At 73.4% G+C, this 25185-nt stretch carries 25 protein-coding genes; 17 read left to right on the top strand and 8 right to left on the bottom strand.

Going from position 1 to position 25185, the window contains the following annotated elements:
• Positions 1-4 precede the first annotated feature (4 nt).
• Positions 5-2440: a PQQ-dependent sugar dehydrogenase gene (locus ACIBPC_RS21890; protein WP_398846856.1), complete on the bottom strand. Its 2436-nt coding sequence runs from the start codon at positions 2438-2440 to the stop codon at positions 5-7.
• Positions 2441-2727: 287 nt separating this feature from the next.
• Positions 2728-3372: a TetR family transcriptional regulator gene (locus ACIBPC_RS21895; RefSeq protein ID WP_398846858.1), complete on the bottom strand. Its 645-nt coding sequence runs from the start codon at positions 3370-3372 to the stop codon at positions 2728-2730.
• Positions 3373-3471: 99 nt separating this feature from the next.
• Between ACIBPC_RS21895 and ACIBPC_RS21900 the strand changes: the two genes are divergently transcribed.
• The 9 genes from ACIBPC_RS21900 to ACIBPC_RS21940 all read left to right on the top strand — a co-directional run bounded on the left by ACIBPC_RS21900 (position 3472) and on the right by ACIBPC_RS21940 (position 17408).
• Positions 3472-5991, top strand: a complete 2520-nt coding sequence (locus ACIBPC_RS21900) for a beta-glucosidase (protein ID WP_398846860.1) — start codon at positions 3472-3474, stop codon at positions 5989-5991.
• Between the two features lie 177 nt (positions 5992-6168).
• Positions 6169-8103 (top strand): RICIN domain-containing protein, encoded by a 1935-nt coding sequence (locus ACIBPC_RS21905; RefSeq protein WP_398846862.1) that lies wholly within the window; start codon positions 6169-6171, stop codon positions 8101-8103.
• Between the two features lie 234 nt (positions 8104-8337).
• On the top strand, positions 8338-8736 hold the full coding sequence (locus ACIBPC_RS21910; RefSeq protein WP_398847157.1) for a ChaB family protein: 399 nt from the start codon (positions 8338-8340) through the stop codon (positions 8734-8736).
• 152 nt (positions 8737-8888) lie between these two features.
• Complete coding sequence (locus ACIBPC_RS21915) at positions 8889-11306, top strand: phosphoketolase (protein WP_398847158.1); 2418 nt, start codon at positions 8889-8891, stop codon at positions 11304-11306.
• 308 nt (positions 11307-11614) lie between these two features.
• Positions 11615-12880: a glycosyltransferase family 4 protein gene (locus tag ACIBPC_RS21920; RefSeq protein WP_398846864.1), complete on the top strand. Its 1266-nt coding sequence runs from the start codon at positions 11615-11617 to the stop codon at positions 12878-12880.
• The gene (locus ACIBPC_RS21925) at positions 12877-13743 is read left to right on the top strand and encodes a transferase (RefSeq protein WP_398846865.1); all 867 of its coding nucleotides are present in this window, start codon (positions 12877-12879) and stop codon (positions 13741-13743) included. Before ACIBPC_RS21920 ends, ACIBPC_RS21925 begins: the two co-directional genes overlap by 4 nt.
• A 37-nt stretch (positions 13744-13780) precedes the next feature.
• Complete coding sequence (locus ACIBPC_RS21930; protein WP_398846867.1) at positions 13781-15043, top strand: phosphoribosyltransferase family protein; 1263 nt, start codon at positions 13781-13783, stop codon at positions 15041-15043.
• A gap of 73 nt (positions 15044-15116) precedes the next feature.
• The gene (locus ACIBPC_RS21935) at positions 15117-16235 is read left to right on the top strand and encodes a site-2 protease family protein (protein WP_398846869.1); all 1119 of its coding nucleotides are present in this window, start codon (positions 15117-15119) and stop codon (positions 16233-16235) included.
• A 354-nt stretch (positions 16236-16589) separates the two neighbouring features.
• Complete coding sequence (locus tag ACIBPC_RS21940; protein ID WP_398846871.1) at positions 16590-17408, top strand: hypothetical protein; 819 nt, start codon at positions 16590-16592, stop codon at positions 17406-17408.
• Between the two features lie 13 nt (positions 17409-17421).
• On the opposite strand, the gene ACIBPC_RS21945 is transcribed toward ACIBPC_RS21940, so the two are convergent.
• The 5 genes from ACIBPC_RS21945 to ACIBPC_RS21965 all read right to left on the bottom strand — a co-directional run bounded on the left by ACIBPC_RS21945 (position 17422) and on the right by ACIBPC_RS21965 (position 19496).
• On the bottom strand, positions 17422-17802 hold the full coding sequence (locus ACIBPC_RS21945) for a VOC family protein (RefSeq protein ID WP_398846872.1): 381 nt from the start codon (positions 17800-17802) through the stop codon (positions 17422-17424).
• A 78-nt stretch (positions 17803-17880) separates the two neighbouring features.
• Positions 17881-18693 carry an SAM-dependent methyltransferase gene (locus tag ACIBPC_RS21950; protein WP_398846874.1) on the bottom strand — a complete coding sequence of 271 codons (813 nt, stop codon included), beginning with the start codon at positions 18691-18693 and terminating at the stop codon, positions 17881-17883.
• Entirely contained in the window at positions 18680-18808 is a 129-nt protein-coding gene (locus tag ACIBPC_RS21955) for a hypothetical protein (protein WP_398846875.1), read from the bottom strand. Before ACIBPC_RS21955 ends, ACIBPC_RS21950 begins: the two co-directional genes overlap by 14 nt.
• Before the next feature lie 23 nt (positions 18809-18831).
• Entirely contained in the window at positions 18832-19062 is a 231-nt protein-coding gene (locus ACIBPC_RS21960) for a hypothetical protein (protein WP_398846877.1), read from the bottom strand.
• The gene (locus ACIBPC_RS21965; protein ID WP_398846879.1) at positions 19059-19496 is read right to left on the bottom strand and encodes an ATP-binding protein; all 438 of its coding nucleotides are present in this window, start codon (positions 19494-19496) and stop codon (positions 19059-19061) included. The genes ACIBPC_RS21960 and ACIBPC_RS21965 overlap by 4 nt, the downstream gene beginning before the upstream one ends.
• A 338-nt stretch (positions 19497-19834) precedes the next feature.
• Here ACIBPC_RS21965 and ACIBPC_RS21970 point away from each other — a divergent pair, with 338 nt between their 5' ends.
• The 6 genes from ACIBPC_RS21970 (at position 19835) to ACIBPC_RS21995 (ending at position 22543) form a co-directional block, all read left to right on the top strand.
• Entirely contained in the window at positions 19835-20659 is an 825-nt protein-coding gene (locus ACIBPC_RS21970; protein WP_398846881.1) for a helix-turn-helix domain-containing protein, read from the top strand.
• Positions 20656-20895 carry a DUF397 domain-containing protein gene (locus tag ACIBPC_RS21975; RefSeq protein ID WP_362968848.1) on the top strand — a complete coding sequence of 80 codons (240 nt, stop codon included), beginning with the start codon at positions 20656-20658 and terminating at the stop codon, positions 20893-20895. The genes ACIBPC_RS21970 and ACIBPC_RS21975 overlap by 4 nt, the downstream gene beginning before the upstream one ends.
• Positions 20896-20906: 11 nt before the next feature.
• A complete protein-coding gene (locus ACIBPC_RS21980; protein ID WP_398846883.1) occupies positions 20907-21113 on the top strand; it encodes a DUF397 domain-containing protein in 207 nt (68 codons plus the stop codon).
• A gap of 45 nt (positions 21114-21158) precedes the next feature.
• On the top strand, positions 21159-21419 hold the full coding sequence (locus tag ACIBPC_RS21985; RefSeq protein WP_398846885.1) for a hypothetical protein: 261 nt from the start codon (positions 21159-21161) through the stop codon (positions 21417-21419).
• 121 nt (positions 21420-21540) lie between these two features.
• Positions 21541-21972 (top strand): DUF4240 domain-containing protein, encoded by a 432-nt coding sequence (locus ACIBPC_RS21990; RefSeq protein ID WP_362961594.1) that lies wholly within the window; start codon positions 21541-21543, stop codon positions 21970-21972.
• A 247-nt stretch (positions 21973-22219) separates the two neighbouring features.
• Positions 22220-22543: an SH3 domain-containing protein gene (locus ACIBPC_RS21995; protein ID WP_398846887.1), complete on the top strand. Its 324-nt coding sequence runs from the start codon at positions 22220-22222 to the stop codon at positions 22541-22543.
• On the opposite strand, the gene ACIBPC_RS22000 is transcribed toward ACIBPC_RS21995, so the two are convergent.
• Positions 22540-22788: a DUF6087 family protein gene (locus ACIBPC_RS22000; RefSeq protein ID WP_362961598.1), complete on the bottom strand. Its 249-nt coding sequence runs from the start codon at positions 22786-22788 to the stop codon at positions 22540-22542. The genes ACIBPC_RS21995 and ACIBPC_RS22000 overlap by 4 nt on opposite strands.
• Positions 22789-22886: 98 nt before the next feature.
• Between ACIBPC_RS22000 and ACIBPC_RS22005 the strand changes: the two genes are divergently transcribed.
• Together ACIBPC_RS22005 and ACIBPC_RS22010 are read left to right on the top strand one after the other, a co-directional pair.
• Positions 22887-23696 carry an NAD(P)-dependent oxidoreductase gene (locus ACIBPC_RS22005; protein WP_362961600.1) on the top strand — a complete coding sequence of 270 codons (810 nt, stop codon included), beginning with the start codon at positions 22887-22889 and terminating at the stop codon, positions 23694-23696.
• Positions 23697-23782: 86 nt separating this feature from the next.
• Positions 23783-24697: a hypothetical protein gene (locus ACIBPC_RS22010; protein WP_398846890.1), complete on the top strand. Its 915-nt coding sequence runs from the start codon at positions 23783-23785 to the stop codon at positions 24695-24697.
• Positions 24698-25185: the final 488 nt, after the last annotated feature.

Consider the following 25185-nt stretch of genomic DNA (forward strand, 5'->3'; position numbering starts at 1 on the left):
GGGGTCACTCCCCTTCCGTGGTGAAGTGGAACGAGTCGAGGTCGAACAGCGAGCCCGCGCCGCCGGTGAACACGAGGAACAGCTCGGTGCTGCCGTCCGGCAGGTCGGTGAGCCCGGTCGTCACCTCCTCGTACGTGTCCCAGCCGCCGGTGTTGGGCACCGCGACCGAGCCGAGCAGCGTGCCGTCGGGCGCGCCCGCGCGGACCTCGATCGTGCCGCCCGCCCCGGCGGAGCCGGCGCGCGCGCCGAAGCCGGTGGCGTTCGCCAGGTGGTAGGGCTCGAAGGAGATCCAGTCGCCGTTCTCGATGTAGCCGACCGCCCGGCCGCCCTCGGCCGCGGCCTTCTCGGTGACGGTCACGCCCTGCTGGGCGCCGAAGTGCTCGGCCTGCCGGTGGCGGGTCTGGCCGACGGCCTGGTCGTGCGAGGTGAGGCCGCCGCCGTCCGTGTACTCCGCGTCGAAGACGCCGAAGATGTTGGCGTTCGGGTCGTGTTCGCCGTCCTCCAGGGTCTGGAGGATGCCCGAGCAGCCGGTGGCCGAGGTCAGCGGGTGGCCGTGGCTGTCGTGGCCGAGGATGAAGTTGACCGTGACCTGCGAGCAGTCGATCTCGCCGTCCTCCGGGTCGGTGACCGTCACCTCGAACGGCACCGCGTCGCCGAAGTCCACCAGCGCGCCGTCCTCGGGCAGTTCGAGGGTGACGGTGGGGGCGGTGTTGCCGACCGTGATGGCGACGGAGGCGCCCGCCGTGAGGCCGTCCGCGTCGGTCACCGTCAGCTCGGCGGTGAACTCGCCGTTCTCCGTGTAGGTGTGGCTCGGGTTGGCGTCGGTGGAGGTGCCGCCGTCGCCGAAGTCCCAGGCGTACGTGAGGGTGTCGCCGTCCGGGTCGGTGGAGCCCTCGGAGGAGAACTGCACGGTCAGCGGCGCCGCGCCGGACGTCACGTCCGAACCCGCCTGCGCCACCGGGGACTGGCCGCCCTCGCCGCCGAGGTGCTCGATGCGGTAGAGGGCACTGTTCTCGTCGCCGTTGAAGTAGCCGGTGCCGTAGTCGAGTACGTAGAGCGCGCCGTCCGGGCCGAACGCGGAGTCCATCACCTGCGTGCCGGTCCACGGGAACTCGTTGATCGACTGCACCGCGCCGTTCGCGTCCTGCTCGATGCGGCGGATCCAGCGCCGCCCGAACTCGGTGGCGAAGTAGTCGCCGTCGTACTCGGCCGGGAACTTGACCGCCGACTGGAGGTCGGGGTCGTAGTTGTAGACCGGGCCGCCCATGGGCGACTCCGAGCCACCGCCGAACTCCGGCACGGAGTTGCCGTCGTAGGGGATCCACGCGGGCTGCGCGGGCGGGAGCTGGCCGATACCGGTGTTGTTCGCCGAGTCGTTGACGGGCGCGCCGCAGTCGAACGTGCCGCCGGACGCGCCGGAGCCGAAGTCGTAGTCCGTGTACGCGTCGTTGTCACCGGTGCAGAAGGGCCAGCCGAAGTTGCCCGGCTCGGTGATGCGGTTGAACTCGACCTGCCCGGCGGGGCCGCGCGTGGGGGACGCGGTGCCGGAGTCGGGGCCGTAGTCGCCGAGGTAGACGACGCCGGTCGCCTTGTCGACGGACATGCGGAACGGGTTGCGGAAGCCCATCGCGTAGATCTCCGGCCGGGTGTCGGCCGTGCCGGGCGCGAAGAGGTTGCCGTCCGGGATCGTGTACGAGCCGTCGTCCTGGACGGTGATCCGCAGGACCTTGCCGCGCAGGTCGTTCGTGTTGCCGGCCGAACGGCGGGCGTCGAACGCGGGGTTGCGCCCGGCGCTGTCGTCGATGGGCGTGAACCCGTCGGAGGCGAACGGGTTCGTGTCGTCGCCGGTGGACAGGTAGAGGTTGCCCTCGGCGTCGAAGTCGATGTCGCCGCCGACGTGGCAGCACTGCCCGCGGCTGGCGGGGACGTCGAGCACCTCGGCCTCGCTGCCGGTGTCGAGCGTGCCGTCCGCGTTCAGCTGGAAACGCGACAGGCGGTTGACACCGTCGTACGGCGCGAAGTCGGCGGCCGAGCCGTTGGCGGGCGAGTCGCCGCCCGGGGTGTCGAGCGGCGGGGCGTAGTACAGGTAGATGAAGCGGTTCTGCTCGAAGTCGGGGTCCACGCCGACGCCTTGGAGGCCTTCCTCGTCGTGGCTGTAGACGGGGATGCGGCCGGAGACGCGCGTGGTGCCGTTCGCGTCGGTGATGCGGAGTGTGCCGTCGCGCGCCGTGTGGAGGACGGAGCGGTCCGGCAGGACGGCCAGGGACATCGGCTCGCCCATCTCGGCCACGCCCCTGGCGAGCGTCACCTGCTGGAACTCCGGCGCCGCCGCCGCGGGGGGATCGGCGGCCGGCACCGCTGCCTGGCCTGTGGGGGGAACGGCGGCGGCGAGCAGGGTGCCCGCCAGTGCCGCCAGCAGTACGTGGAACTTCCTGTGCACGAGCATCCTCCGTAAGACGCACGGGGTGGGGGTGAAGCCTTCGCACAGGCGCGCGCCGTCGCGCCGCCGCACCGTCCGGCCGTGGGACGAGGGGGATGGCCGTGCGGTCCGGTCGTGCACCGGGTGACCGGTACACAACAGGGACGGTAACGACTTCCGCCTCCACTGGAAACCCCTTTGAAACGGGGCTCGCGAACTTCTTCCTCCGGACGGACAAAGTCCGCCGGGTCCCCCGCACGCGCCAACAGGCCGCTGAACTCGGGCGCAGCGCCGCGCGCCGCCCCGCGTCACCCCTCCGGGCGCTCCCGCTCCCCGTCCGGTTCCGGAACCTGGCGCAGCCGCCCGTGCCCGATCAGCGCGTCGATCACCTGCTCGGTGGTGGCCGCCATGTCCACGGCGTCCGGGGCGAGGAGCCACTGGATCTGGAGGCCGTCCATCACCGCGATGACGGCGGTGGCGACGCCGTCCACGTCCAGTTCGGCGTCGACCTGCCCCAGATCCCTCGCCTCGGTCAGCGCGGCGACGACCTGGCCGCGCAGCCCGGCGTACCGGCCGCGGAAGAAGCCCTGCGCGGGGTGACCCTCCGTCACGCTCTCCGCCGACAGGACCGCGTAGAGTCGTACGATCCCCGCCCGCTCAGCGTTGCGCCGGGCGGTGTCCACCAGGTGCCGCAGGTAGGCCAGGCCCGTCGGCCGCTCCGTCCCCAGCTCCGCCAGGTCGGACACGTCCCGCAGATCGAGCACGCCCGTGAGCAGTCCGGCCTTGCTGTGGAAGTGGTGCAGCACCCCGGCCTGGGTGAGCCCGGCGCGTTCGGCGATCTCCGCCAGCGATGCCTTGTGGTAACCGCGGGTCGCGAACGTCTCCATCGCTATCCGCAGGATCTCCGCGCGCCGCCCTGTGGCAGCGGCCTGTGGCTGGCGTGCGTCCGGCATCCCTGGAGTGTACGACCGGAAGTTCCGGAACCGGCCACTACTTACTAAGCGCTCGGTAAGTCTGCTTTGATTTTTGCGACACTGCTCGAAAGGAACGCCATGACCTCCGTGTTCTCCACCCCCGCCCCCGCCGCGTCCCCGGCGGACGGCGGTGACGACGCCGGACTGGCGGCGCGGGTGAGCGCTCTCGACCTGGAGTCGAAGGTCCGGCTGCTGACGGGCGGGACGCTGTGGACGCTACCCGCCGAGCCCCGCCTCGGGCTGCTCCCCGTCCGCATGTCGGACGGCCCCCAGGGCGTGCGCGGCACCGGCGACGACCCGGGCGCGACCGGCCTGCTCGCCCCCGCGCCCAGCACCCTCGCCGCCTCCTGGGACCCGGAGCTGGCCGAACGCCTCGGCGCGCTCTTCGGCGCCGAGGCCGTCCGCAAGCGCGTGGACGTCCTCCTCGCCCCCGGGATCAACCTCCAGCGCACCCCCGTCGCGGGGCGCCACTTCGAGTACCTCTCCGAGGACCCGCTGCTGACGGGCATCCTCGCCGCCGGGCTCGTGCGCGGCATCCAGTCCCTCGGTGTCGCCGCCTGCCCCAAGCACTTCGTCGCGAACGAGTCGGAGACGGACAGGACCCGTTACCGCTCGCGCGTCGATCCGCGCACGCTGCGCGAGGTCTACCTGGCGCCGTTCGAGACGGTCGTCGCCGAGGGCGGCACCTGGAGCGTGATGAGCGCCTACTCGGGCGTGGACGACGGCACCGAGTCGGCGCCCATGGGCGAGCACGCCGGGCTGCTGCGCGGCGTCCTCAAGGGCGAGTGGGGCTTCGACGGCGCGGTCGTCAGCGACTGGGCGGCGACCAGGACCACGGGCGAGTCCGCGCGCGGCGGCCTCGACCTCGTGATGCCGGGCCCGGACGGGCCGTGGGGCGACGCCCTGGTGGCGGCCGTCAGGGCGGGCGAGGTCCCCGAGAGCATGGTGGACGACAAGGTGGTCAGGCTGGTGCGGCTGGCCGGGCGCGTCGGGCGGCTCGACAGCTCGCCCGCCAGGCCCGCCGTCCCGGCCAGGCCGGACACGGCGGAGTACGACCTGCTGCGGGAGACCGCCGTGCGGGGCACCGTCGTGCTGCGGAACGAGGCGGGGCTCCTGCCGCTCGCCCCCGCCGGTCTCGCGCGCGTCGCGCTGATCGGCCCGAACGCGGTCGCGCCGTACTTCCAGGGCGGCGGCAGCGCGTACGTCCCGCCGGTGCGTCTCGTCGGCTTCGCGAAGGGGCTGCGGGCGGCGCTGCCGCCGAGCACCGAGGTGACGGTGCACCGGGGCGGCGACGCCAGGCTGCACCCGCCGTTCGCCGACCCGGCGATGCTGGCCGACCCGGAGACGGGCGGCGCCGGGGTGCGGGCCGAGTTCCTCGGCGCGGACGGCGCGGTCCTCGGCTCGGTGGTCCGGGAGACGGGCGACTGGGGCGAGTTCCGGGCCTTCCCGGCCGGGACGCGCCGCGTGGTGCTGCGCACCGACGTGACGCTGACCGGGGAGGGCACGCACGAGCTGGAGTTCGGCGCGGTCGGCCGCTTCGAGATCCTGGCGGACGGCGAGCGGGTCGCGGCCGGGGACGACGACCGGGGCGTGGACCTGGTCCTCGACTCCTCGCACCACCACCCGGAGGGCATCACCGTCGGCTTCCCCGTGGCGGACGCCGAGGTGCCGCGCCGCGTCGCGCTGACGCTGGACCTCACGGTGGTGGACGCGGACGGCTACGGCCACTTCGTCACCGCGCACCTGCGCCACACCGCGCCGGGCACCGGCACCGCCGAGGAGATCGAGGCGGCCGTCGAGGCGGCGCGCGCCGCCGACGTGGCCGTGGTGGTCGTCGGCACCAACGAGGACGTCGAGTCCGAGGGCTGGGACCGTACGACGCTGGCGCTGCCGGGCGCGCAGGACGAGCTGGTGCGCCGCGTCGCGGAGGCCAACCCGCGCACGGTCGTGGTGGTCAACGCGGGCGCGCCCGTGCTGCTGCCGTGGGCGGAGGACGTCCCGGCGCTGCTGTGGGCGTGGCTGCCGGGCCAGGAGGCCGGGCACGCGCTGGCCGACGTGCTGCTGGGGCGGGCGGAGGCGGCCGGCAGGCTGCCGTGGACGCTGCCCGCGCGGGCGGCGGACGTGCCGGTGCCGGACGCGGTGCCGGTGGACGGCGTGGTCGAGTACCGCGAGGGCCTGCACGTCGGCCACCGCGGCTGGGACCGGGCCGGGCTCGCCCCGGCGTTCCCGTTCGGGCACGGCCTGGGCTGGACGGAGTGGGCGTACGAGGCGGTGACGGCCGACGCGGACGGCGCGGAGGTGGCCGTGCGGGTGACGAACACCGGCGCGCGCGCCGGGCGTGAGGTGGTGCAGGTCTACCTGGAGGCGCCGCAGGACGGACCGGACAGGCCGCTGCGGGTCCTGGCGGGCTTCGCGTCCGTGACCGCCGAGCCCGGGGCCACGGTCACCGCGACAATTCGGGTCCCCTCGCGCGTCTACCAGGTATGGGACGTGGCGGCAGGGGCGTGGACGACACCGGCGGGCGCGTACCGCCTGCATGTGGGCCGGTCCAGCCGCGACCTGCGGCTGACGGCGGCCGTGGAGATCGGCACGGCCTGACCGTACGGGCCGCCCGCGTGGACGCGCGGGCGGCGCGGGCCGTCGCGACAACGGAACAGCGCATCGGCACGGCCGGGCAGTGGCCCCCCACCGCCCGGCCGGACCGGACTTCGCAGGGCACACCCCCCATCTCCCGGCGGGGCGTACCGCCGGGAGAACCCAACGAAGGAGCCGCACATGACACGACGGGCACCATTCCTCTCCCGGTCCCTGCTCCCCCCGCTGCGCACGGCCGTCGCGGCGGTCGGCGCGCTGGCGCTGGCCGCCGGGGCGGTGGGCGCGTCGCAGGCCGCGCCTGCCGCCGCCCCGGGAGCGGCGGCGACATCCGCGCAGGTCTGGCTGACGACGCAGGACGGGTCGAGCCGGCTGGCGCGGCAGGCGGACGTGGCCTTCGGGGCGAGCCCCGAGGCGATCGACATCCGGGTGGACGCCGGGCAGCGCCTCCAACCGTTCACGGGCGCGGGCGCGTCGGTGACGGAGGCGTCGGCGTCGCTGATCAGGGGCCTCCCGCAGGGGCAGCGGGACGCGCTGATGACGTCGCTGTTCTCCCGCTCGGGCGACGGCATCGGGCTGAGCTACCTGCGGCAGCCGCTGGGCAGCACGGACTTCAACTCGGGCGGTTTCTACACGTACGAGGACACGCAGGGCCAGTTCTCGATCGACCGTGACCGGCAGCAGATCCTTCCCGTCCTCCAGCAGGCGCGGCAGCTGAACCCGTCGCTGCGCTTCATGGGGTCGCCCTGGTCGCCGCCCGCGTGGATGAAGACGAACAACTCGCTCAACGGCGGCAGCCTGCGCACCGACCGCTACCAGCAGTACGCCGACTACCTCGTGCGCGCGATCCAGGCGTACGGGCAGGCGGGCGTCCCGCTGACGGACCTGACGGTGCAGAACGAGCCGCAGTTCGCGACGAGTTACCCCTCGATGAGCATGACGTCCGCGCAGCAGGCCGACTTCCTGCGCGTCCTCGACGCGACGCTGACCAGGGCGGGTCTGTCCACGAACGTGCTGGCGTACGACCACAACTGGGACACGCCCGGCTACCCGCTGGACGTGCTGGCGCGGACCTCGGACATCGACCGGGTGATCGGCGCCGCGTTCCACTGCTACGGCGGCTCGCCCGAGTCGCAGGCGCAGATACGGGACGCGGGGCACCGGGTGTTCTTCACCGAGTGCTCCGGCACGGACAGCGCCACGCCCGCCGCGACGTTCGCCGACTCCCTGCGCTGGCAGGCGGAGAACCTGGTGGTGCGCAACATGCGCAGCGGCGGCGAGACCACCATCACGTGGAACCTGGCGCTGAACGCGAACGGCGGCCCGCACCAAGGGCACTGCGACACGCGCTGCAACGGCGTCGTGGAGATCAACGGCACGCAGGTGACGCGTGGCGCGGAGTACTACGTGCTGGGGCATCTGACGAAGTTCATCGACCCGGGGGCGGTCCGCGTCGGGTCGACGAGCCAGGGTTCCGGCGGTGTGCAGAACGTGGTGTTCCAGAACCCGAACGGCAGCCGGGTCGCGTACGTCGTGAACGCGTCGGGCGGCGCGCAGCGCTTCTCGATCACCGAGGCCGGGCAGTCGCTGTCGTACAGCCTGCCCGCCGGGGCGGTGGCGTCGGTCGTGTGGCCGGGCGAGCCCACCGGTGGCGGTGACCCGGGCGAGCCGGGCGGCCCGGCGGCGGGGACGTACCGCGTCGTGAACGCGGGCAGCGGCCTGTGCGTGGACGGTGTGGACCGGGGCACGGCGAACGGCACGGCCGTGCAGCAGTGGGCGTGCGTGACGCCCACGCAGGCCAACCAGGCGTGGCGGCTCTCGGGCGTCGGCGGCGGCTGGTACCAGGTGGTGAACCAGCACGCGAACCGCGCGCTGGACGTCACCGGCGGCGCGGGCGCGACGGGTGACGGCGTCGCCGTGCAGCTGTGGGACTGGACGGGCGGCACCAACCAGCAGTGGCGCCCCGAGGCGGTCTCCGGCGGCTACCGCTTCGTGGCGCGGCACAGCGGGAAGTGCCTGACGGTCACCGGGGGCGCGACGGGGAACGGGGCGCGCCTGTCGCAGCAGTCCTGCGCGTCGGGCTCGGCGGCGCAGACCTTCCGGCTGACGGCCGCGTAGGCGGCGCGCGCGGGCACCACGGGTGAGCGACCGTTTCACGGGACCGGGCGGGGGTACTCGCCCGGTCCCGCACGTCATGGCGCGGGTCGTGGCCCTGGGTCACGGACGGGCACCGGACCGTGCGGACCCATACGGACGGGGAAAACGGCAAGAAGAACGAGCAGCAAGCAGTACGCGACAAGCAGCGTGCACGAGCACACGATGCCGGGAGTGACCCGGCAGGAGGTGGACACCGTGCCAGGACGCAAGGAACTCCCCTCGACCCTGGAGCGCTCCGCCGCCGACGCACAGCGCACCTGGATCAAGGCGCACGACTCGGCGGTGAACGAGTACGGCGAGGGCCGCAGGGCCCACCAGGTCGCCTATGGGGCGCTGAAGCACACCCACGAGAAGGTCGGCGACCACTGGGAGCGCAAGGAGAAGGGCCGCAAGGGCCCCTCGGACCAGCGCTCCGCCAGGCCGCGCCGGCAGGGCGGGGCCAGTGGCGAGGGTGTGGACGAGCAGGCGACCAAGGAGCACCTGTACGACGTGGCCAAGCGGCTGGACGTCAAGGGCAGGTCGCGCATGGGCCGCGGTGAGCTGCTCTCCGCGATCCGCAAGGAGAACCGTTCCCGCACCCGGCGTTCCCGCTGACGCGCGGGCGACCGCGCGCCGCGCGCGGATTACGGCCGGGCCGGTGTGCGTGGGCACACCGGCCCGCCCGCGTCCGCCCGACTCCCCCGCGCCCCTCCGTCCGCCCGTGACGCGCCACCGCCCGCACCACTCCGCAGAAAGGCCCCGTGCCCATGCGCCAGGAACTGCGACCGCCGGCCACCCGCCCCCTGGACGAGACGGAACTGACGGCCCTCGACGCGTACTGGCGGGCCGCCAACTACCTGTCCGTCGGCCAGATCTACCTCATGGCCGACCCCCTGCTCACCGAGCCGCTGCGCCCCGAGCACATCAAGCCCCGCCTGCTGGGCCACTGGGGCACCTCGCCGGGCCTCAACCTGGTGCACGCCCACCTGAACCGCGTGATCATCGCCCGCGACCTGGACGCCATCTGCGTCTGGGGCCCGGGGCACGGCGGCCCGGCCGTGGTCGCCAACTCCTGGCTCGACGGCAGCTACACGGACACCTACCCCGACGTCACGCGTGACGCGACGGGCATGGGCAAGCTGTTCAAGCAGTTCTCCTTCCCCGGCGGCGTGCCCAGCCATGTCGCGCCCGAGACGCCCGGGTCCATCCACGAGGGCGGCGAGCTGGGCTACTCCCTCGCCCACGCCCACGGCGCGGCCCTGGACAACCCGGACCTGCTGGTCGCCTGCGTCATCGGCGACGGCGAGGCCGAGACGGGCCCGCTCGCGGCCTCCTGGCACGCCAACAAGTTCCTCGACCCGGTGCACGACGGCGCCGTCCTCCCGATCCTGCACCTCAACGGCTACAAGATCGCCAACCCCACCGTCCTCGCCCGCATCCCGCGCGAGGAACTGGACGCCATGCTGCACGGCTTCGGCTACGAGCCGCTGCACGTCGGCGGCGACCAGCCGGACGACGTCCACCAGCAGCTCGCCGCCGCCATGGACCTGGCGCTCGACCGCGTCGCCGCCATCCAGCACGCCGCGCGCAACGAGGGCCGCACCGAACGGCCGCGCTGGCCCGTCATCGTCCTGCGCACGCCCAAGGGCTGGACGGGCCCCGCCACGGTCGACGGCCTGCCCGTCGAGGGCACCTGGCGCGCCCACCAGGTCCCCCTGGCCGCCGTCCGCACCAACCCGGAGCACCTGCGGCAGCTGGAGGACTGGATGCGGTCCTACCGCCCCGAGGAACTGTTCGACGCGCAGGGCAGGCCGTCCCCCCAGGTGCTCTCCCAGACACCCGCCGGACGCCGCCGCCTCGGCAGCAACCCCCACGCCAACGGCGGCATGCTGCTGCGCGAACTCCCCGTGCCGCCGCTTGAGGACCACGCCGTGCCCGTCGAATCCCCGGGCACCACACTGCACGAGCCGACCGCCGTCCTCGGCACCCTGCTGCGCGACCTCATGCGCGCCACCGAGCAGCGCCGCGACTTCCGCCTCATCGGCCCCGACGAGACCGCCTCCAACAAGCTCCAGGCGGTGTACGAGGCGACGGGCAAGGCTTGGGAGGCGGGCGTCCTCGACGTGGACGAGGACCTGGCGCACGACGGCCGCGTGATGGAGGTCCTGTCCGAACACCTCTGCCAGGGCTGGCTGGAGGGCTACACCCTCACCGGCAGGCACGGGCTGTTCTCCTGCTACGAGGCGTTCGTGCACATCGTGGACTCCATGGCGAACCAGCACATCAAGTGGCTGCGCACCTCGCGCCGCCTGCCCTGGCGCCGCCCCGTCGCGTCCCTCAACTACCTGCTGACCTCCCACGTGTGGCGGCAGGACCACAACGGCTTCTCCCACCAGGACCCGGGCTTCGTGGACCACGTGCTCAACAAGAGCCCAGAAGTCGTGCGCGTCTACCTGCCGCCGGACACCAACACGCTGCTCGCCGTCTCCGACCACGTCCTGCGCAGCCGCGAGTACGTGAACGTGATCGTCGCCGGGAAGAACGCGTGCTACGACTGGCTCGACCTCCCCACGGCCCGCGCCCACTGCGCGCGCGGCGCGGGCATCTGGGACTGGGCGGGCTCGGAACAGGGCGACCGCGAGCCGGACGTGGTCCTCGCCTGCGCGGGCGACGTCCCCACGCAGGAGACCATCGCCGCCGCCGACCTCCTGCACCGCCACCTGCCCGACGTGGCGGTACGGGTCGTCAACGTCGTGGACATCGCGCGCCTGCTGCCCGCCGGCGAACATCCGCACGGCATGTCCGACCGCGACTACGACGGCCTGTTCCCGCCGGACCGCCCCGTCGTCTTCGCGTACCACGGCTACCCGTGGCTGATCCACCGGCTGACGTACCGCCGCGCGAACCACGACGACATCCACGTGCGCGGCTACATCGAGGAGGGCACGACCACCACCCCGTTCGACATGGTGGTGCGCAACAACCTGGACCGCTTCCGCCTCGTGATGGACGTGATCGACCGCGTGCCGGGCCTGGCCGTACGCGCCGCGCAGGTGCGCCAGACCATGGCCGACGCGCGCTACCGCCACCACGACTGGATCCGTGAGCACGGCACCGACCTCCCCGAGGTCGCCGAGTGGCGCTGGGGGCAGGAGAGCGCGGACGTCCCGCCCGGGGCCCGCTGATGCCCGCGCGCCCCGCAACCCCCATGCCCCGAAAGGCCCATGCCCGCCGGGGATTCGCAGGCCGCGGCGCGCTCCGGGGTACTGTGTCTTCCGCTGCGCCGTCCCCCGGTCACCGCGCGTCCACAGCGCACCGGCCGGGAGCACCAGCGCCGCGCCGAGCGGCCCCCCGCGGCGCATCCGCCCGCGGGAGCACCGCCGCCCGGCCTCCCCACGCTCGACGAGCAGCTGCCGAGCAGCCGCGAGGAGACATGATGCCGACCCGCCGCCGGTCCGTCCGCCGCGCGCCTTCGCGATAGGTCCCTGCCGCCATGAAGATCGTCTTTCTCCTGCACAACGGATACGGGATCGGGGGCACGATCAAGACGACGTTCAACCTCGCCTCGGCGCTCGCCGAGCGCCACGACGTCGAGATCGTCTCGGTGTTCCGGCACCGCGCCCAGCCGAACTTCGCGCTCGGCGAGAAGGTCGCGATGCGCCACCTGGTGGACCTGCGGGAGGAGAAGGACCACCCGCTGCACACCACCCCGGCCCGCGTCTTCCCCGCCTCCGAGTACCGCTACGGGCAGTACAGCAAGCTGACCGACCAGCGGATCAAGGAGTGCCTGGCGGGCCTTGAGGCGGACGTCGTGATCGGCACGCGCCCGGGGCTGAACGTGCACCTCGCGCTCGAAGGCCCCAAGAACGCCGTCCGCATCGGCCAGGAACACCTCACGCTGCTCAACCACCCGCCCGCCCTGCGCGGCGAACTGCGCCGCGTCTACCCGAAGCTCGACGCCGTCACCACCGTGACGCACGCCGACGCCGACGAGTACCGCCGCCGCATGCGGCTGCCCGGCGTACGCCTCCAGGCGCTGCCCAACAGCGTCCCCCGCCCCGGACTGCCCCCGGCGGACGGCAACGGGAAGATCATCGTCGCAGCGGGCCGCCTGGTGCGCGTGAAGCGCTACGACCTGCTGATCCGCGCGTTCGCCAAGGTCGCCGCCGAGCGCCCCGACTGGCAGCTGCGCATCTACGGCAAGGGCGAGGAGCAGGAGAAGCTGCGCGCCCTGATCGACGAACTCGGCCTGTACAACAACGCGTTCCTCATGGGCTCGACCAGCCCGATGGAGTCGGAGTGGGTCAAGGGCTCGATCGCGGCGGTGACGTCGAACTTCGAGCCGTTCGGCATGACCATCGTCGAGGCCATGCGCTGCGGCCTGCCCGTGGTCAGCACCGACTGCGACTACGGGCCGGGCGAGATCATCAAGGACGGCGTGGACGGCAAGCTCGTGCCGGTCGGCAAGGCCGACGCCTTCGGCGACGCGCTGCTCGCCCTCGTCCGCGACGACGAGCGGCGCCGCGAGATGGGCGCCGCGGCCCTCGCCAACTCCGAGGTGTACGACCCGGTCCCGATCATCGCGGAGGCCGAGCGGCTCTTCCTCAGCCTCATGGAGGAGAAGCGCGCCGGGCGGGCCCGCAGGCCGCTCGGCAGCCGGGTGTCCGCCGCGCTGCGCAGCGCGCCGCACGCCCTGCGCGACGCGGCCGTCAGCGCCGCGTCGACCACGGTCCGCACCGTACGGAAGGCACGCCGATGACCACCGCCACCGAGACCGCCCCCGGCACCTCCGACCTGCCCAAGGACCGGCTGCCGCGCGTCGACTGCCTGCTCGCCGCCGACGGGCGGCTGGCGTTCGGCGTCGCGCGCCTGCCCGAGCCGGACGGCGACCCGGCGCTGCTCGTCGTGCTGCGCCCGAAGAAGGGCGATCCCGAGACGGAGACGCGGACCGTGCCGCTGACGCGGGACGCCGAGGGGGACGGCGGCTGGCGCGGTGTGCTCGACGCGGAGCCGCCGCTGCCCGAGGGCCGCTGGGACGTGTACGCGCTGACGGGCCCCGACCGGCCGCGGCTGCGCGCCGTACCGGGGCTGCGCGACCTGCGGGGCCTGGCCGCCGGGACGCGCCCCGACCCCGAGGGGCCCGAGGTGGCCGTGCGGCTGCCGTACGCGACGAAGGACGCCTACTTCGCGCTGCGTTCGTGGGTGCGCCAGGGGCACGCCGAGGCCGGGGACGTCCACGTGGACGGCGAGGGCATGACGGCGGCCGTGCGGCTCGTGGGCGTGGAGCACGGCGCGGGCGCGGCGGCGCTGCTGAAGCTGCGCGGCGGCGGGAAGGACGGCCCGGCAGTCGAGGCGGAGCTGCGCGCGGACGGCGCGGGCGGGTTCACGTTCACCGCGCCGTACGAGCCGCTGGTCGCGCAGGGCACCGGGGACGCGGACGAGGTGTTCTGGGACGTGTTCGTGCGGCCCGGGCGCAAGGCGCCCCGGGTGCGGGTCGGGCGGCTGCTGGACGACGTGGCCGACAAGAAGCCGGTGTTCGTCTACCCGCCCGCCAGGATCGGCACGGCCACCGTCCAGCCGTACTACACGGTGGACAACGACCTGGCGGTGCGTGTGCGCTGAGCCGCGACCGGCCGTGAGGCCGGGGAGAGGAGCCCCCATGGTGTACGCCGACCGTATCGAGGCCGGACGGGTGCTGGCCCGTGAGCTGGGACGCTTCACGGACCAGGACGTCGTGGTGCTGGGACTGCCGCGCGGAGGTGTGCCGGTGGCCGCCGAGGTGGCGGGGGCGCTGTCCGCGCCGCTGGACGTCGGGGTCGTCCGCAAGCTGGGCGTGCCGCACCAGCCGGAGGTGGCCATGGGCGCCATCGGCGAGGAGGGCGCGCGGGTGCTGAACGACGACGTGCTGCGCGCGGCGGGCGTGTCCGAGCCCGAGCTTGCGGAGGTCGAGGCGGCCGAACGCGCCGAGCTGGAACGGCGGTCGCGCGCCTACCGGGCCGGGCGGCCGCCGGTGTCAGTGGCGGGCCGTACGGTGGTCGTGGTGGACGACGGGATCGCCACCGGGGCGACGGCGCGGGCGGCGTGCCGGGCCGCCAGGTCGCGGGGGGCGCGGCGGGTGGTCCTGGCCGTGCCGGTGGCGCCGCCCGGGTGGCGGCGGGCGATGGGGGGTGACGCGGACGAGCTGGTGTGCCCGAGCGAACCGGAGGGCTTCCGGGCGGTGGGGCAGTACTTCACGGACTTCGCGCAGACGACGGACGAGGAGGTCACGGCGGCCCTCGGGCGCGGCGACCGGCGGAGCGTGACGCTGGAGACGGCGGACGGGGCGCGGCTCGGCGGCGAGCTGGTGCTGCCGCGCGGGGCGCGGGGCGTCGTGGTGTTCGCGCACGGCACGGGCAGCGGGCGCCTGAGTCCGCGCAACGGCTTCGTCGCCGAGGTGCTGAACGACGCGGGCCTCGGCACGTTCCTCCTCGACCTGCTGACGGACGCGGAGGAGCTGGACCGCGCGCGGGTCTTCGACGTGCGCCTGCTGGCACGCCGCATCACGGCGGCGACGGCCTGGCTCACCGGTGAGCTGGAACAGCCGCTGCCCGTCGGCCTGTTCGGCGCCAGCACGGGCGCGGCGGGCGCGCTGTGGGCGGCGTCGGAGCCGGGCGCGCGGTACGCCGCCGTGGTCTCGCGCGGCGGCCGCCCCGACCTGGCGGGCGAACGGCTCGCGGCCGTACGGGCACCGGTGCTGCTGCTGGTGGGCGGCGCGGACCCGGACGTCCTGCGGCTGAACGAGGAGGCGCTCGGCGCCCTGCCCGACCCGGCGCGCCTTTCGGTAGTCCCCGGCGCGGGTCACCTCTTCGAGGAGCCGGGCACGCTGTCCACCGTCGCGGAACAGGCAAGGGACTGGTTCACCGCACACCTGGCGAACGGTTGACCCCCACCCGCGCCGGGTACTCGCGAGCGGTTCGCCAACGGATCGGGTTCCCGAACGGATGAGGTGACCGCGCGTGCGGGCGACCATCACACTGGGCAGGATCGCCGGGGTCAGGGTCGGCGTCCACTGGAGCGTCCTGCTGATCTTCGCGCTGATCGCGGCGGGTCTGGCCGCCGAGCGGCTGCCGGACGCGTACCCGGGGCGTTCCTGGGCGCTGTACACCCTCGTCGGGCTGGTCACGGCCGCCGTCTTCTTCGCGTCACTGCTCGCGCACGAGCTGGCGCACGCCGTGGAGGCGCGGCGGCGCGGGGTGGGCGTGGACGACATCACGCTGTGGCTGCTCGGCGGCGCGACGCGGCTGCGCGCGGAGGCGCCCGACCCGGGGTCCGAGCTGCGGATCGCGGGCGTGGGGCCGCTGGTGAGCCTGGTGCTCGGCGGCCTGTTCGCGGCGCTGACGTGGCTGCTGGACGCGACGTCGGCGAGCGGCCCGCTGGTCGAGGCGTCGGCGTGGCTGGCGGCGATCAACATCCTGCTGGGCGTGTTCAACGCGATCCCGGCGGCGCCGCTGGACGGCGGCCGGCTGCTGCGCGCGTTCCTGTGGTGGCGCACCGGCGACCGGCTGCGCGCGGCGCGGGGCGCGGCGGGCGCGGGGCGGGTCTTCGGCTGGGTGCTGGTGGCGCTCGGTCTGTGGGGCTTCCTGACGACCGGCGTGTTCGGCCCGCTGTGGCTGGCGTTGGTCGGCTGGTTCCTGGTGCTGGCGGCGACGGCGGAGGGCCGCCAGGCGCGCCTCCGGGAGACCGTCTCCGGCGTGCCGGTCGGCTCGGCGATGACGGCCGACCCGGTGACCGTCCCGGCCACCCTGCCCGCCGACCGGCTGCGCGACGACCCGTCCTACGGCGACCGGCACCGCGCGTTCCCGGTGACGGACGAGGAGGGCCGCGCGGTGGGCCTGGTGACCCGCGAACAGGCCGCCACGGGCGACACGACGGTCGCCGAGATCATGCGCCCGCTCTCCGAAACCCGCGTCTCCCACCCCGACGAACCTCTCTCCGAACTCCTCCCCCGCCTCGAACCGGACCCCGAGAACCGCGTCGTGGTCCTCGACGACAACCGCCCGATCGGCGTCCTGACCCCGGTCGACGTGCAACGGGCCGTGCAGAACCTCATGACATCCCACTCCGGCCCGCGCTGACCTCACTGACCGCGGTGACTGTCAGTGGTGGGTGGCAGGATCGCGGGCATGGTGTTCGTACGTACTACTCCGCCGCGGTCCGTCGATGTGGCCGTGGTCTTTCCTGAACTGGCTCCGCTGGCGCGGGAGGCGATCCGGCTGCATCCCCGGCCGGGGGCGCCTTCGGTGGGGGACAGCTCTGTCGGAGGGCCGCTGCTGTGGCCTGCCGGGGAGCCGTGGCCGCACTGCGAAGAGGCGCATGGCAACAGCAGGTTCTGTACCTCGCTCGCGGAGGTGCGGCACCTCAGGCGCGTGGCCGCCCGGCAGCTCCGTGACCCCGGAGGTCCCGCGCTCACGCCTGAGGAGAGTGCGGTGATGGACCGGCTCACCGCGCAGTACAAGGAACGGCTCGCCGCCGGCCCGCCGCCCTCGAAGCAGCCGGTTCCGCTGCTGCCGGTGGCCCAGCTGTATCTGCGCGACATACCCGTGCTGCGGCCACCGGGGCAGGCCGATGTGCTCCAGGTCCTCTGGTGTCCCTACGAGCATGAATCGATCCCCGAGCCGTTGACCAGGCTGTTCTGGCGGTCCGCCGCCGATGTCACCGATGTCCTCACCACGCCGCCGGAGCCCTTCGAGGTGGAGACCAGGCACTACGTGCCGGAACCGTGCCTGCTCGCGCCCGAGTCGGTCACCGACTATCCCCACAGTTACGACGTGCCCCCGGAGACCCAGTCCGCGCTGGGGGACTGGGACAGTTGGCTGACAGCCGGGGCCGGGATGAGCCCGGAGACGCGCGAGATGCTGGAGGAGTGGAGAAGGCAGCAGGAAGCGGGCGAATACCACTCCGAGTCGTGCGAACCTGTGGTGTTCTACGACGAGTGCCTGGGTGAGGCTCCCGGCTGGAAAGTCGGCGGCTGGCCGCCCTGGGGCCGCACCGACTCCTACCCGGAGTTCTGCACCGTCTGCGACGCCCGGATGGTCCCCCTGCTGACCATCGCCACCTACGAATGGGACGGCGGCCCGTCACGCAGCTGGGCACCGGAGGAAGACCAAGCCGCCGCCTACGCCCAAACCCACTGGACCGCCGACGACCCCGCACATGCAACCCAGATACAAGTCGGCAGCACCGACAACATGCAGCTCTACATCTGCCCGACCTCCCACGACCACCCCCACACCCAGCTGATCCAGTAATCCGCCCGGCGTCTCACGCGCTCGGTCCCGGCAGCAGGCAGAACGGGTGACCGGCGGGGTCCGCGCACACGATCCACCCCCGCTCGTCCCGGTGGAGTTCCGTCCCGCCCTCGGCGACGACCTGCCGGAGTGCGTCGTCGAGGTCGGTGACCTCGATGTCGAGGTGGAACTGCTGCGGGTGCGCGCTGTCGGGCCACCGCGGCGGCCGGTGGTCGGCGACCCGCTGGAACGCGAGGACGGACGCGTCGGGCAGGTGCAGCGTGGAGAAGTCGTCGTCCACGCTCCACCGCGGATCGGCGCGATCGACCTCCCCGCCGAGCAGCGCCCGGTAGAAGCGCGCGAGCACCTGCGCATCCGGACAGTCGAGCACGACACACTGGACGACACCGATCACGTCCACCCTCCCAGCAGTTGACGACCGCGTCTCCGAAACGGCCCGCACTCTAACGGCTTCCCTCTCCACGCGGAACCGTCAGCCGTGCTCGCCGCCGACCAGCGCGGTCACCAGGCACACGCCCTGGTCGCGGCCGGTGCCGGGTGACGCGCGGAGTCTGGCGCCGCGGAGCAGAGCGCGCAACTGGTCGTGCGTCCTGGTGTGGAACGGCATGTGGTGGCGGGCGGCGAGCGCGGCGGCGTGGCGTGCGGGGGCCAGGTCGGGCGGTGCGGCGGCCATCAGCAGTGAGCCGGGGGCGAGCACGCGTGCGAGGGTGCGGAGGATGCGGGCCGGGTCCCCGGCGCGGGACAGTGCCTCGGGAAGCAGGACGCACACCGGCAGCGCCGGGTCGTACCCGCCTTCGTCGGCCGCGAGCGCGACCGCGCGCACCGGATCGGCGGCGATGTCCGCCCGGAGCACGGTCCCCGGGTACGCGCCCGCCCGCAGGTGGGCGGCGGCGATCGGGTCGGGTTCCAGGTAGACCACGGTCACCGCGTCACCGGTTACGCGCTGGGCCGTGGTGTGCAGGTCCGGGCCCGAGGTGGTCGCCGTGGGGTAGCCGTAGTCGGTGACGAGGACCTGCCTGATGCCGAGTTCCCCGACCGCGTGCGCGACGGTGGCGTGCAGGGCGGCGCGCAGCGACGCGGCGGCCTGGGCGATCTGCGGCCAGGCGTCGGCGAGTTCTGCCACCGCCTGCCGGTCCACGGCGTAGTGGTCCTTGCCGCCGAGGAGGACGTCGCGGACGCGGGCACGGGACGGCCACGCGAACGCGTCCCAGGAATCGAGCCAGGGCGGAGCGGCGGCCAGCGCCTTCTCCAGCCGCACCCGGTTCCCCTCCTCACCAGCCTCCATCGGACTCCCCCGTCTCGCGCGCGACGGTCCGCACGAACACCCACACCAGCCCCAGCCCGGCGGCCATCCACACCAGTCCGAGCCCGGCCAGCACCCCGGCCGTCCACCCGCCCACAGCCCACCAACGCCCCGGTCCCGTCACCGCTCCGCCCCTTCCCACCGCACCGTCGCCCGGTACAGCGCCTCCAACTCCCCCACGCACCGCTCCCGGCAGATCCACAACGGCACCGCCCCCGCGTCCCCGACGAGTTCGCCGTGCACCGCCAATTCCCGGCTCCCGTCACCACACCGCCAGCACTGCCGCCCGGCGACCAGCGCCACCGCGACCTCCCGGACGACGCCGACGCCCGACAGCCACCGCCCGTTCACGCCGCCTCCGCCCGTAAAGCGGCCGGAAGCAATGCCCACACCGACTTGCTCTCCGCGCCCACGTCCACACCCCACGCGAGGCAGAGTCCGGCGATCAGCCCAAGGCCCCGCCCGCCCTCCGCGTCCGACGACGCGGCCCGGCAGCACTTCGGCGGCATGACATCCGGCGCGCCGTCCACGACCAGGACCCGCAACAGCGCGTCACGCCCGCCGTACGAGACCTGCGCGATCAGCCGCCCGCCACGCACCGGCCGCGCATGACGCACAGCGTTCGTCGCCAACTCCGAGAAGACAACAGCGGCATCCGCAACCGTCCCGGCCTCCATGCCCCAGCCAGTCAGCACACCCCGCACCTGCCACCGCATCACCGGCACACTCTCGACCGCGTACGGCTCCGACAGCAGCCGCAACAGACACCCCGCCCGCTCGTTCACGAGGCCGCCTTCCCAACGCGGTCGGACCCGGCCGGAAAGCCTGCGCAGCGGACCGGACGGCGTAACACGGTGCTTCTCGTCGAAGCGGCCTGCGTGCTTTGAATGTTCGGCGCCACAGCCATGCCATCTCCTCGCGATCGGCCGGTCACCCAGCGCTGCGCCATGACGCCACTATGTCAGTAGACACCACTCAGGAGAAGTAGCTTTTTGCACCTTCACTCCTACGAGTAACCCGGCGCGAGCGCTCGACTGGCGCATAGGCTCAGCGTGGCCAGTGGCCATCAAGAGTTGACGGAGGGCATGGATCGATGACGTCGCCGGTGGGGCCAGCAGGCCGGATGCAGATCGCCCGAGGGCTGATCGAACTCCGCGAACGGGCGGGCCTGACACAGGTGCAGGTCGCCAGCGCGGCCGGTTGCAGCAAGGCCACCGTGAGCCGTTACGAGGACTGGACGGACCGCCGCCGCGTGAAGTGGGCGACCGTCAAGAACCTGGCTGAGGCATGCAAGGGATCACGCCCCGAGGTGGACGCCCTTGTGGACCTCGCGCGGTCTCAGACCGCCGGGTGGTGGGTGGGTAACCCGATCGTGCCCGAATGGCTGAGCCCGCTCATCGCGTTCGAGGCTCTGGCCGGGTACGAGCGCGTCACAGCGACAACGGTCGTACCGGGCCTTCTTCAGACCCGCGAGTACGCCAGATCACTGCTCAGCGCCCAGGGCGTCCCGGATGACCGACTGGAGCAGAAGACCGAAGCACGGATGAAGCGCCAGGAGGTCCTTGACCAGGGCCTGCGATTGTGGGCCATCCTGGACGAGACGGCACTCCGGCGCAGGGTCGGGAATGCCGCTGTCATGGCTGACCAACTCAGCCACCTCCACGAAGTCTCCAAGCGCCCCACCATCGACGTGCAAGTCCTGCCCTTCAAGGCAGGACCGCCTTCTGCGCCGGGCCAGTTCCTCATCCTGGGTCGTGATGACGAACGCGACCCACGCAATACCATGGCGGTGGTCTACCTGGAGTTGCCGCAGCGAGGGGTGTACCTCGATGATCCAGACGATGTGACCGCCTACAAGGTCATGTTCGACCGGCTGCGAGCCCAAGCTGCTGGCACGGCCGAGACAGCCGAACTGTTGATGTCAGTCCGACAGGAGTACCTCCGATGACACGACGCCCCGCCACAACCTCAGCCGACCTCAGCACGGCGGAGTGGTTCAAGTCCAGCTTCAGCAACGCGGACAACGAATGCGTCGAGATCGCGCACCTGGATTCCCGCACCGCCATCCGGGACTCCAAGACAGGAGGAGACGACAGCCCCGTCCTGGTCCTGGCGGCCGGTGCATTCGCGAGCTTCATCGACTCCGTGTCCGGAACCGGGCAGCCGCCCACCACCAGCGCATGAGGGACCGGATGATGGCCACCCACCCGATGACACGCGACGCCGAAAAGCTTGCCTGGAGGAAGTCCTCCTACAGCGACGGAGAAGGCCAGAACTGCGTCGAGATCGCTGTACTCGACGGCGCCGTGGCCGTACGCGACTCCAAGGTTCCCGACGAACCGCACCTGCTGATCCCCCGCGACCAATTCACCGCACTCATCACCACCCTCACCCACCACTGACCCACCGGGAGACAACCGTTGAGTCCATCGGCAAGCACACCGCCTGTGCGTGAGTGGGCGTTCGTCCTGTATCCCGAGGGGTGGCCGGGTACGGAGGAGTCCGACCGGTTCGACCGGTCGGATGCGCTCGCCGGTGGGGAGATCGGGTGGGAGGAGGACCCGGGCGGGGTGCGGTTCCCGTGCGTGGTGCGTGCGGCCCGCGCTGAGGACGCGGTGGCGTGGGCCGTCGAGCGGCTGGGGCGGGCGGGCATCGGGATCGCCGACGTCAGGATGCCGCTGACCGACTTCCGTACGGCGGCCCCCTGACCGCCCGCGAGGAGTCGGATCTCACCGGTCCGGCCGCCACGGCTGCCCGAAGACGCGGGAACAGCCGGGGCGTTGCGCGCTTGCCCCGCTCGTTGTCAGACCCCCGCGCCATGCTGTCGGCATGACCGAGGACATGTTCTGGCAGTTGATCGCCGAGTGCCGTCCGCCGTTCCCTGACCCGGAAGGCGACGAACTCGCCGAGGCTCTCACCGCTCGCCTCGGGCGAGGTCCGGTGTCCGGGATCATCGGCTTCGCCGAGCAACTCGCCTGGGCGCTCTACCGGTTGGACCGCAGAGAGTACGGCGAGGACATGTCGGCCGATGCCTTCCTCTACACGCGCGCGGCAGTGGTCGCGGCCGGGCGGGAGGAGTACGAGAGGGTTCTCCGCGAGCCGCAACGGTTCACGCCCTACGCCGACGACCTCATATGGGCCGAAGCGCTCCTCTACGCCTCCGACAACGCGTACCAGCACGTCACCGGCGACGAATGGGACCGGGAAACCCGCTACAGCTACGAGTCCTGCTCCAACGAGGCCGGCTGGGCGACCCGGTAGCACGTGCGGTCGCAGCGGCGCAGAACGCGACGGAGACCTCGGCCGGTGAACCGGCAAGGGCCTGCGGGATCGCTGCGTAGCGCGCCAAGGTCTCGTCCTTTCGTCGCCGGCATCATCCACGGCAGGTTCCCCGCCCGGCCCGTGCGGGTCACCGACCGCCCCGCGCCGGTCGCGGTTGCGGGGTCATTCGCCGGTATTTAGGCTGTTTGGGTGGGCTCGGGGTGTCCCCTGTGGGTGGAGGCCTGTGATGTCCCGATCGCTGCTCGGTGCGCTGCCGCTGTGTGTCGCGGTGGGTGCTCTCGCCATGACCGGTGGTGCGCAGCCGCAGGAGAGGGCGGCCGAGGTCGGGGGGACCGTCACGGCGGGGGGTGGCACCGGCCTGCGTGAGGCGCCCGACGACGGCGCGGCCGTCGTGGACACGGCGGCGGGCGGGGCCCGTGTCGATGTGCTGTGCGTCGCGGAGGCGGATCACGGCTCGACGTGGTACCTCGTGCGCGCCGACGCCGACGCCTACGCCTGGGCGCCCGCCGAGGACGTCCGCGTGAAGGGCGATGGACCGGCCGCCTGCTAGTCGTTCCCGGCCGGGTCCGTCCCCGCCGTGTCCGGGTAGAGGATGCGCTGCGTCTCGGCCAGGTTGGCCGCCACCGCGACGGCCTCCCACTCGTAGCCGTTCCACCGGCACACGAGCCTGGGCGCCTCCGGGCGTACGTGCGCCCCCGCGCACGGGCCGGGCGTGAGCGTGACCACCCGGTAGCGGTCGCTGCGCCGCGCCGCCCGCCGCTCGGCCCAGTCGGCGAGGGGCTCCTCGTCGTCCATCGGTTACGCCAGCCCTTCCCGTCGCACGGCACCCGCCGCGCACATCACACCATGCCCCGGGCCGTCCCAACCCACAGGCGAACCAGTACCGTTCACCCATGGATCTGAGAACGGTGGCCATCACCGGCGCGGCGGGGCAGATCGGTTCCGTCGTGCGGCGCGCCCTCCGCTCGGAGGCGGAACGGCTGATCGCCCTCGACCGCGTCCCGCTGGAGGCGGAGGCACCGAACGAGACGGCGCGCCAGGTCGAACTGCGCGACCCCGGCGCGGTCGTCGCCGCCCTCGCCGGCACCGGCACCGACGCCGTCCTCCACCTCGGCGGCATCGCGGACGAGGCGCCGCTGGCCGAACTGCTGGCGGCCAACGTCCTGGGCACCCAGCACGTCCTGGAGGCCGCGCGCCGCCTCGGCATCCCCCGCGTCGTCCTCGCGAGCACCAACCGCGTCACCGGATTCCACCCCACCAGGCGCCTGACCGGACCGGCCGATCCGACGCGCCCCGACGGCCTGTACGCGGTGAGCAAGGTGGCCGTCGAGGCGCTGGGGCGCATGTACGCCGAGAAGTTCGGCCTGTCCGTCATAGCCCTGCGCATCGGCAGCTTCGAGGAGAGCCCGACCGAGCCGCGCCACCTCGCGACCTGGCTGAGCCCCCGGGACGCGGTCGGTTTCGTCCGCGCCGCGCTGACGGCGCCGCCGTCGCCCGGCTTCCGGGTGGTGTACGCGGTGTCCGCGAACACCCGGCGCTTCTGGGAGCTTCCCGCGCCCACCACGCTGGCGTACACGCCGGTGGACGACGCCGAGACGTACGCGTCCCTGATCCCCGGCGCGGACATCCCCTTCTCCCCCACCACGCCGCAGTCCGGCCCCTACGCGGCGCCGGAGTTCACGCTCCCGCACGTCCAGCCCTGACCCCACCGGCCGGAAGGGGAACCGGCCGCACGTCCCGCGCGTCCCACCGCCGCAGGGCGGACGGAACACGATCCCGGGGGGCATGTGTGCGTGGTGTCAGAACGGCGGGCGGTCTCGGCTCGGCGGCGCTGGTCGCCGTACTGGCGGTCGGCTGCGGCGGCGGGGACGGCGGGCTCGTGGTCGAGGGCGAGGCACCGGCGGCGCCGTACGCGGGCCCGCTGTGGGTCGAGCCGCAGGACCCGTCGGCCTTCGAGGAGGACAGCGTCGAGGCGGCCGAGGCGGACGCCGGGGCGGCGGCGCTGGCGCTGGAGTGCGACGGCGCCCTCTACCAGGGCGGCGGGGCGGGCGCCTGGAGCGAGGGCGACGGCGGGGACGACCCGGAGGGCGGCCTGCGCGCGTACTTCGACATCGACCAGCCGGGCCTTCCGGAGGAGGGCTACCGCGTGGAGCGCGAGGACGACGGGCGGGTCCTGTTCTCCCTCGACGTGGACGGCGAGACGAAGGTGGCGGTGATCGTCGCCGAGGACGGCCCCGACCGGCCCGGCTGGGGCCCCGAGACCTCGGCGGCCTGCGACCCGGCCGAACTGCCGGAGGACTGGGCGGACGAGCAGGGATACGAGTTCTGGACGGACGCGGACGGCGGACGCGTGCCCGTCAGTGAGATCAGCAGCAGCGAGGGGTCGGCGCACTGCGACTGGCAGGACGCCGATTTTCTGGAGATCGGGAGGGGCCTGGAGATCGGGAGGGGCCTGGAGATCGAGATCGGGAGCGACGCCGACCGGGCGCTCTACGCCCGCGACCCGGAGGGTGTGCTGCCCGGCGGAATGCTGACCGCCCCCTACGACGGCGACGCCGAACTGCCCGCCGACGCGCGGGACACCGGCCGGCACCTCGGCGACCGGCGGCTGTCGCTGGCCGCCGACGGCGCCACCGCGTACGTCCGCACGCCGGAGGGTGTGGAGGCGTGGCCGCTGGTCGTCCCGGGGATGGGCTGCGCCTGAGACCGGCGCGCGCCGAACGGCCGCCCGCCGCTGTGATGTTCGTCGCTGACACGATCCGCCGGGCAGGGGCGTGCGGCACGCCGGTGGGCCGGTGGGGGCGGGCCGTCCCGGCGGACCGTGCGTGATCGGCGCGGCCCCGGGCGGGGGCGCCGCACGTGGTCGGCGTCGCGGGCGGGAAGCCGTCCGGGCCGACCGGGCGCGGGCCTCCCGCGGGGCACCGGGCCGGGCCGCCGTGCAGGGGGCCGCCAACTGCTGCGGCGCAGGCCAGAGGGGGTGACGGGCCACCCGGGGCGCCGCCGGGCGGGGGCGGTGGAACGGGCCGGAGGGGGACGCCGCGGCGCGGCCGGTGACCACGGGCGCGGCTCCCGCCGACCGGCTCCGCCGCCCCCGTCGCGCCCCTCGTCCGGCACGGCGGCGGCACCGTTGCGAGCCGGGATCCGGGGTAAGGGAGGTCGGTGCGGCCCGTGCCCGTACCGCGAACAACTCGT

The sequence above is a fragment of the Streptomyces sp. NPDC049879 genome (assembly GCF_044461265.1).
Lineage (GTDB): Bacteria > Actinomycetota > Actinomycetes > Streptomycetales > Streptomycetaceae > Streptomyces.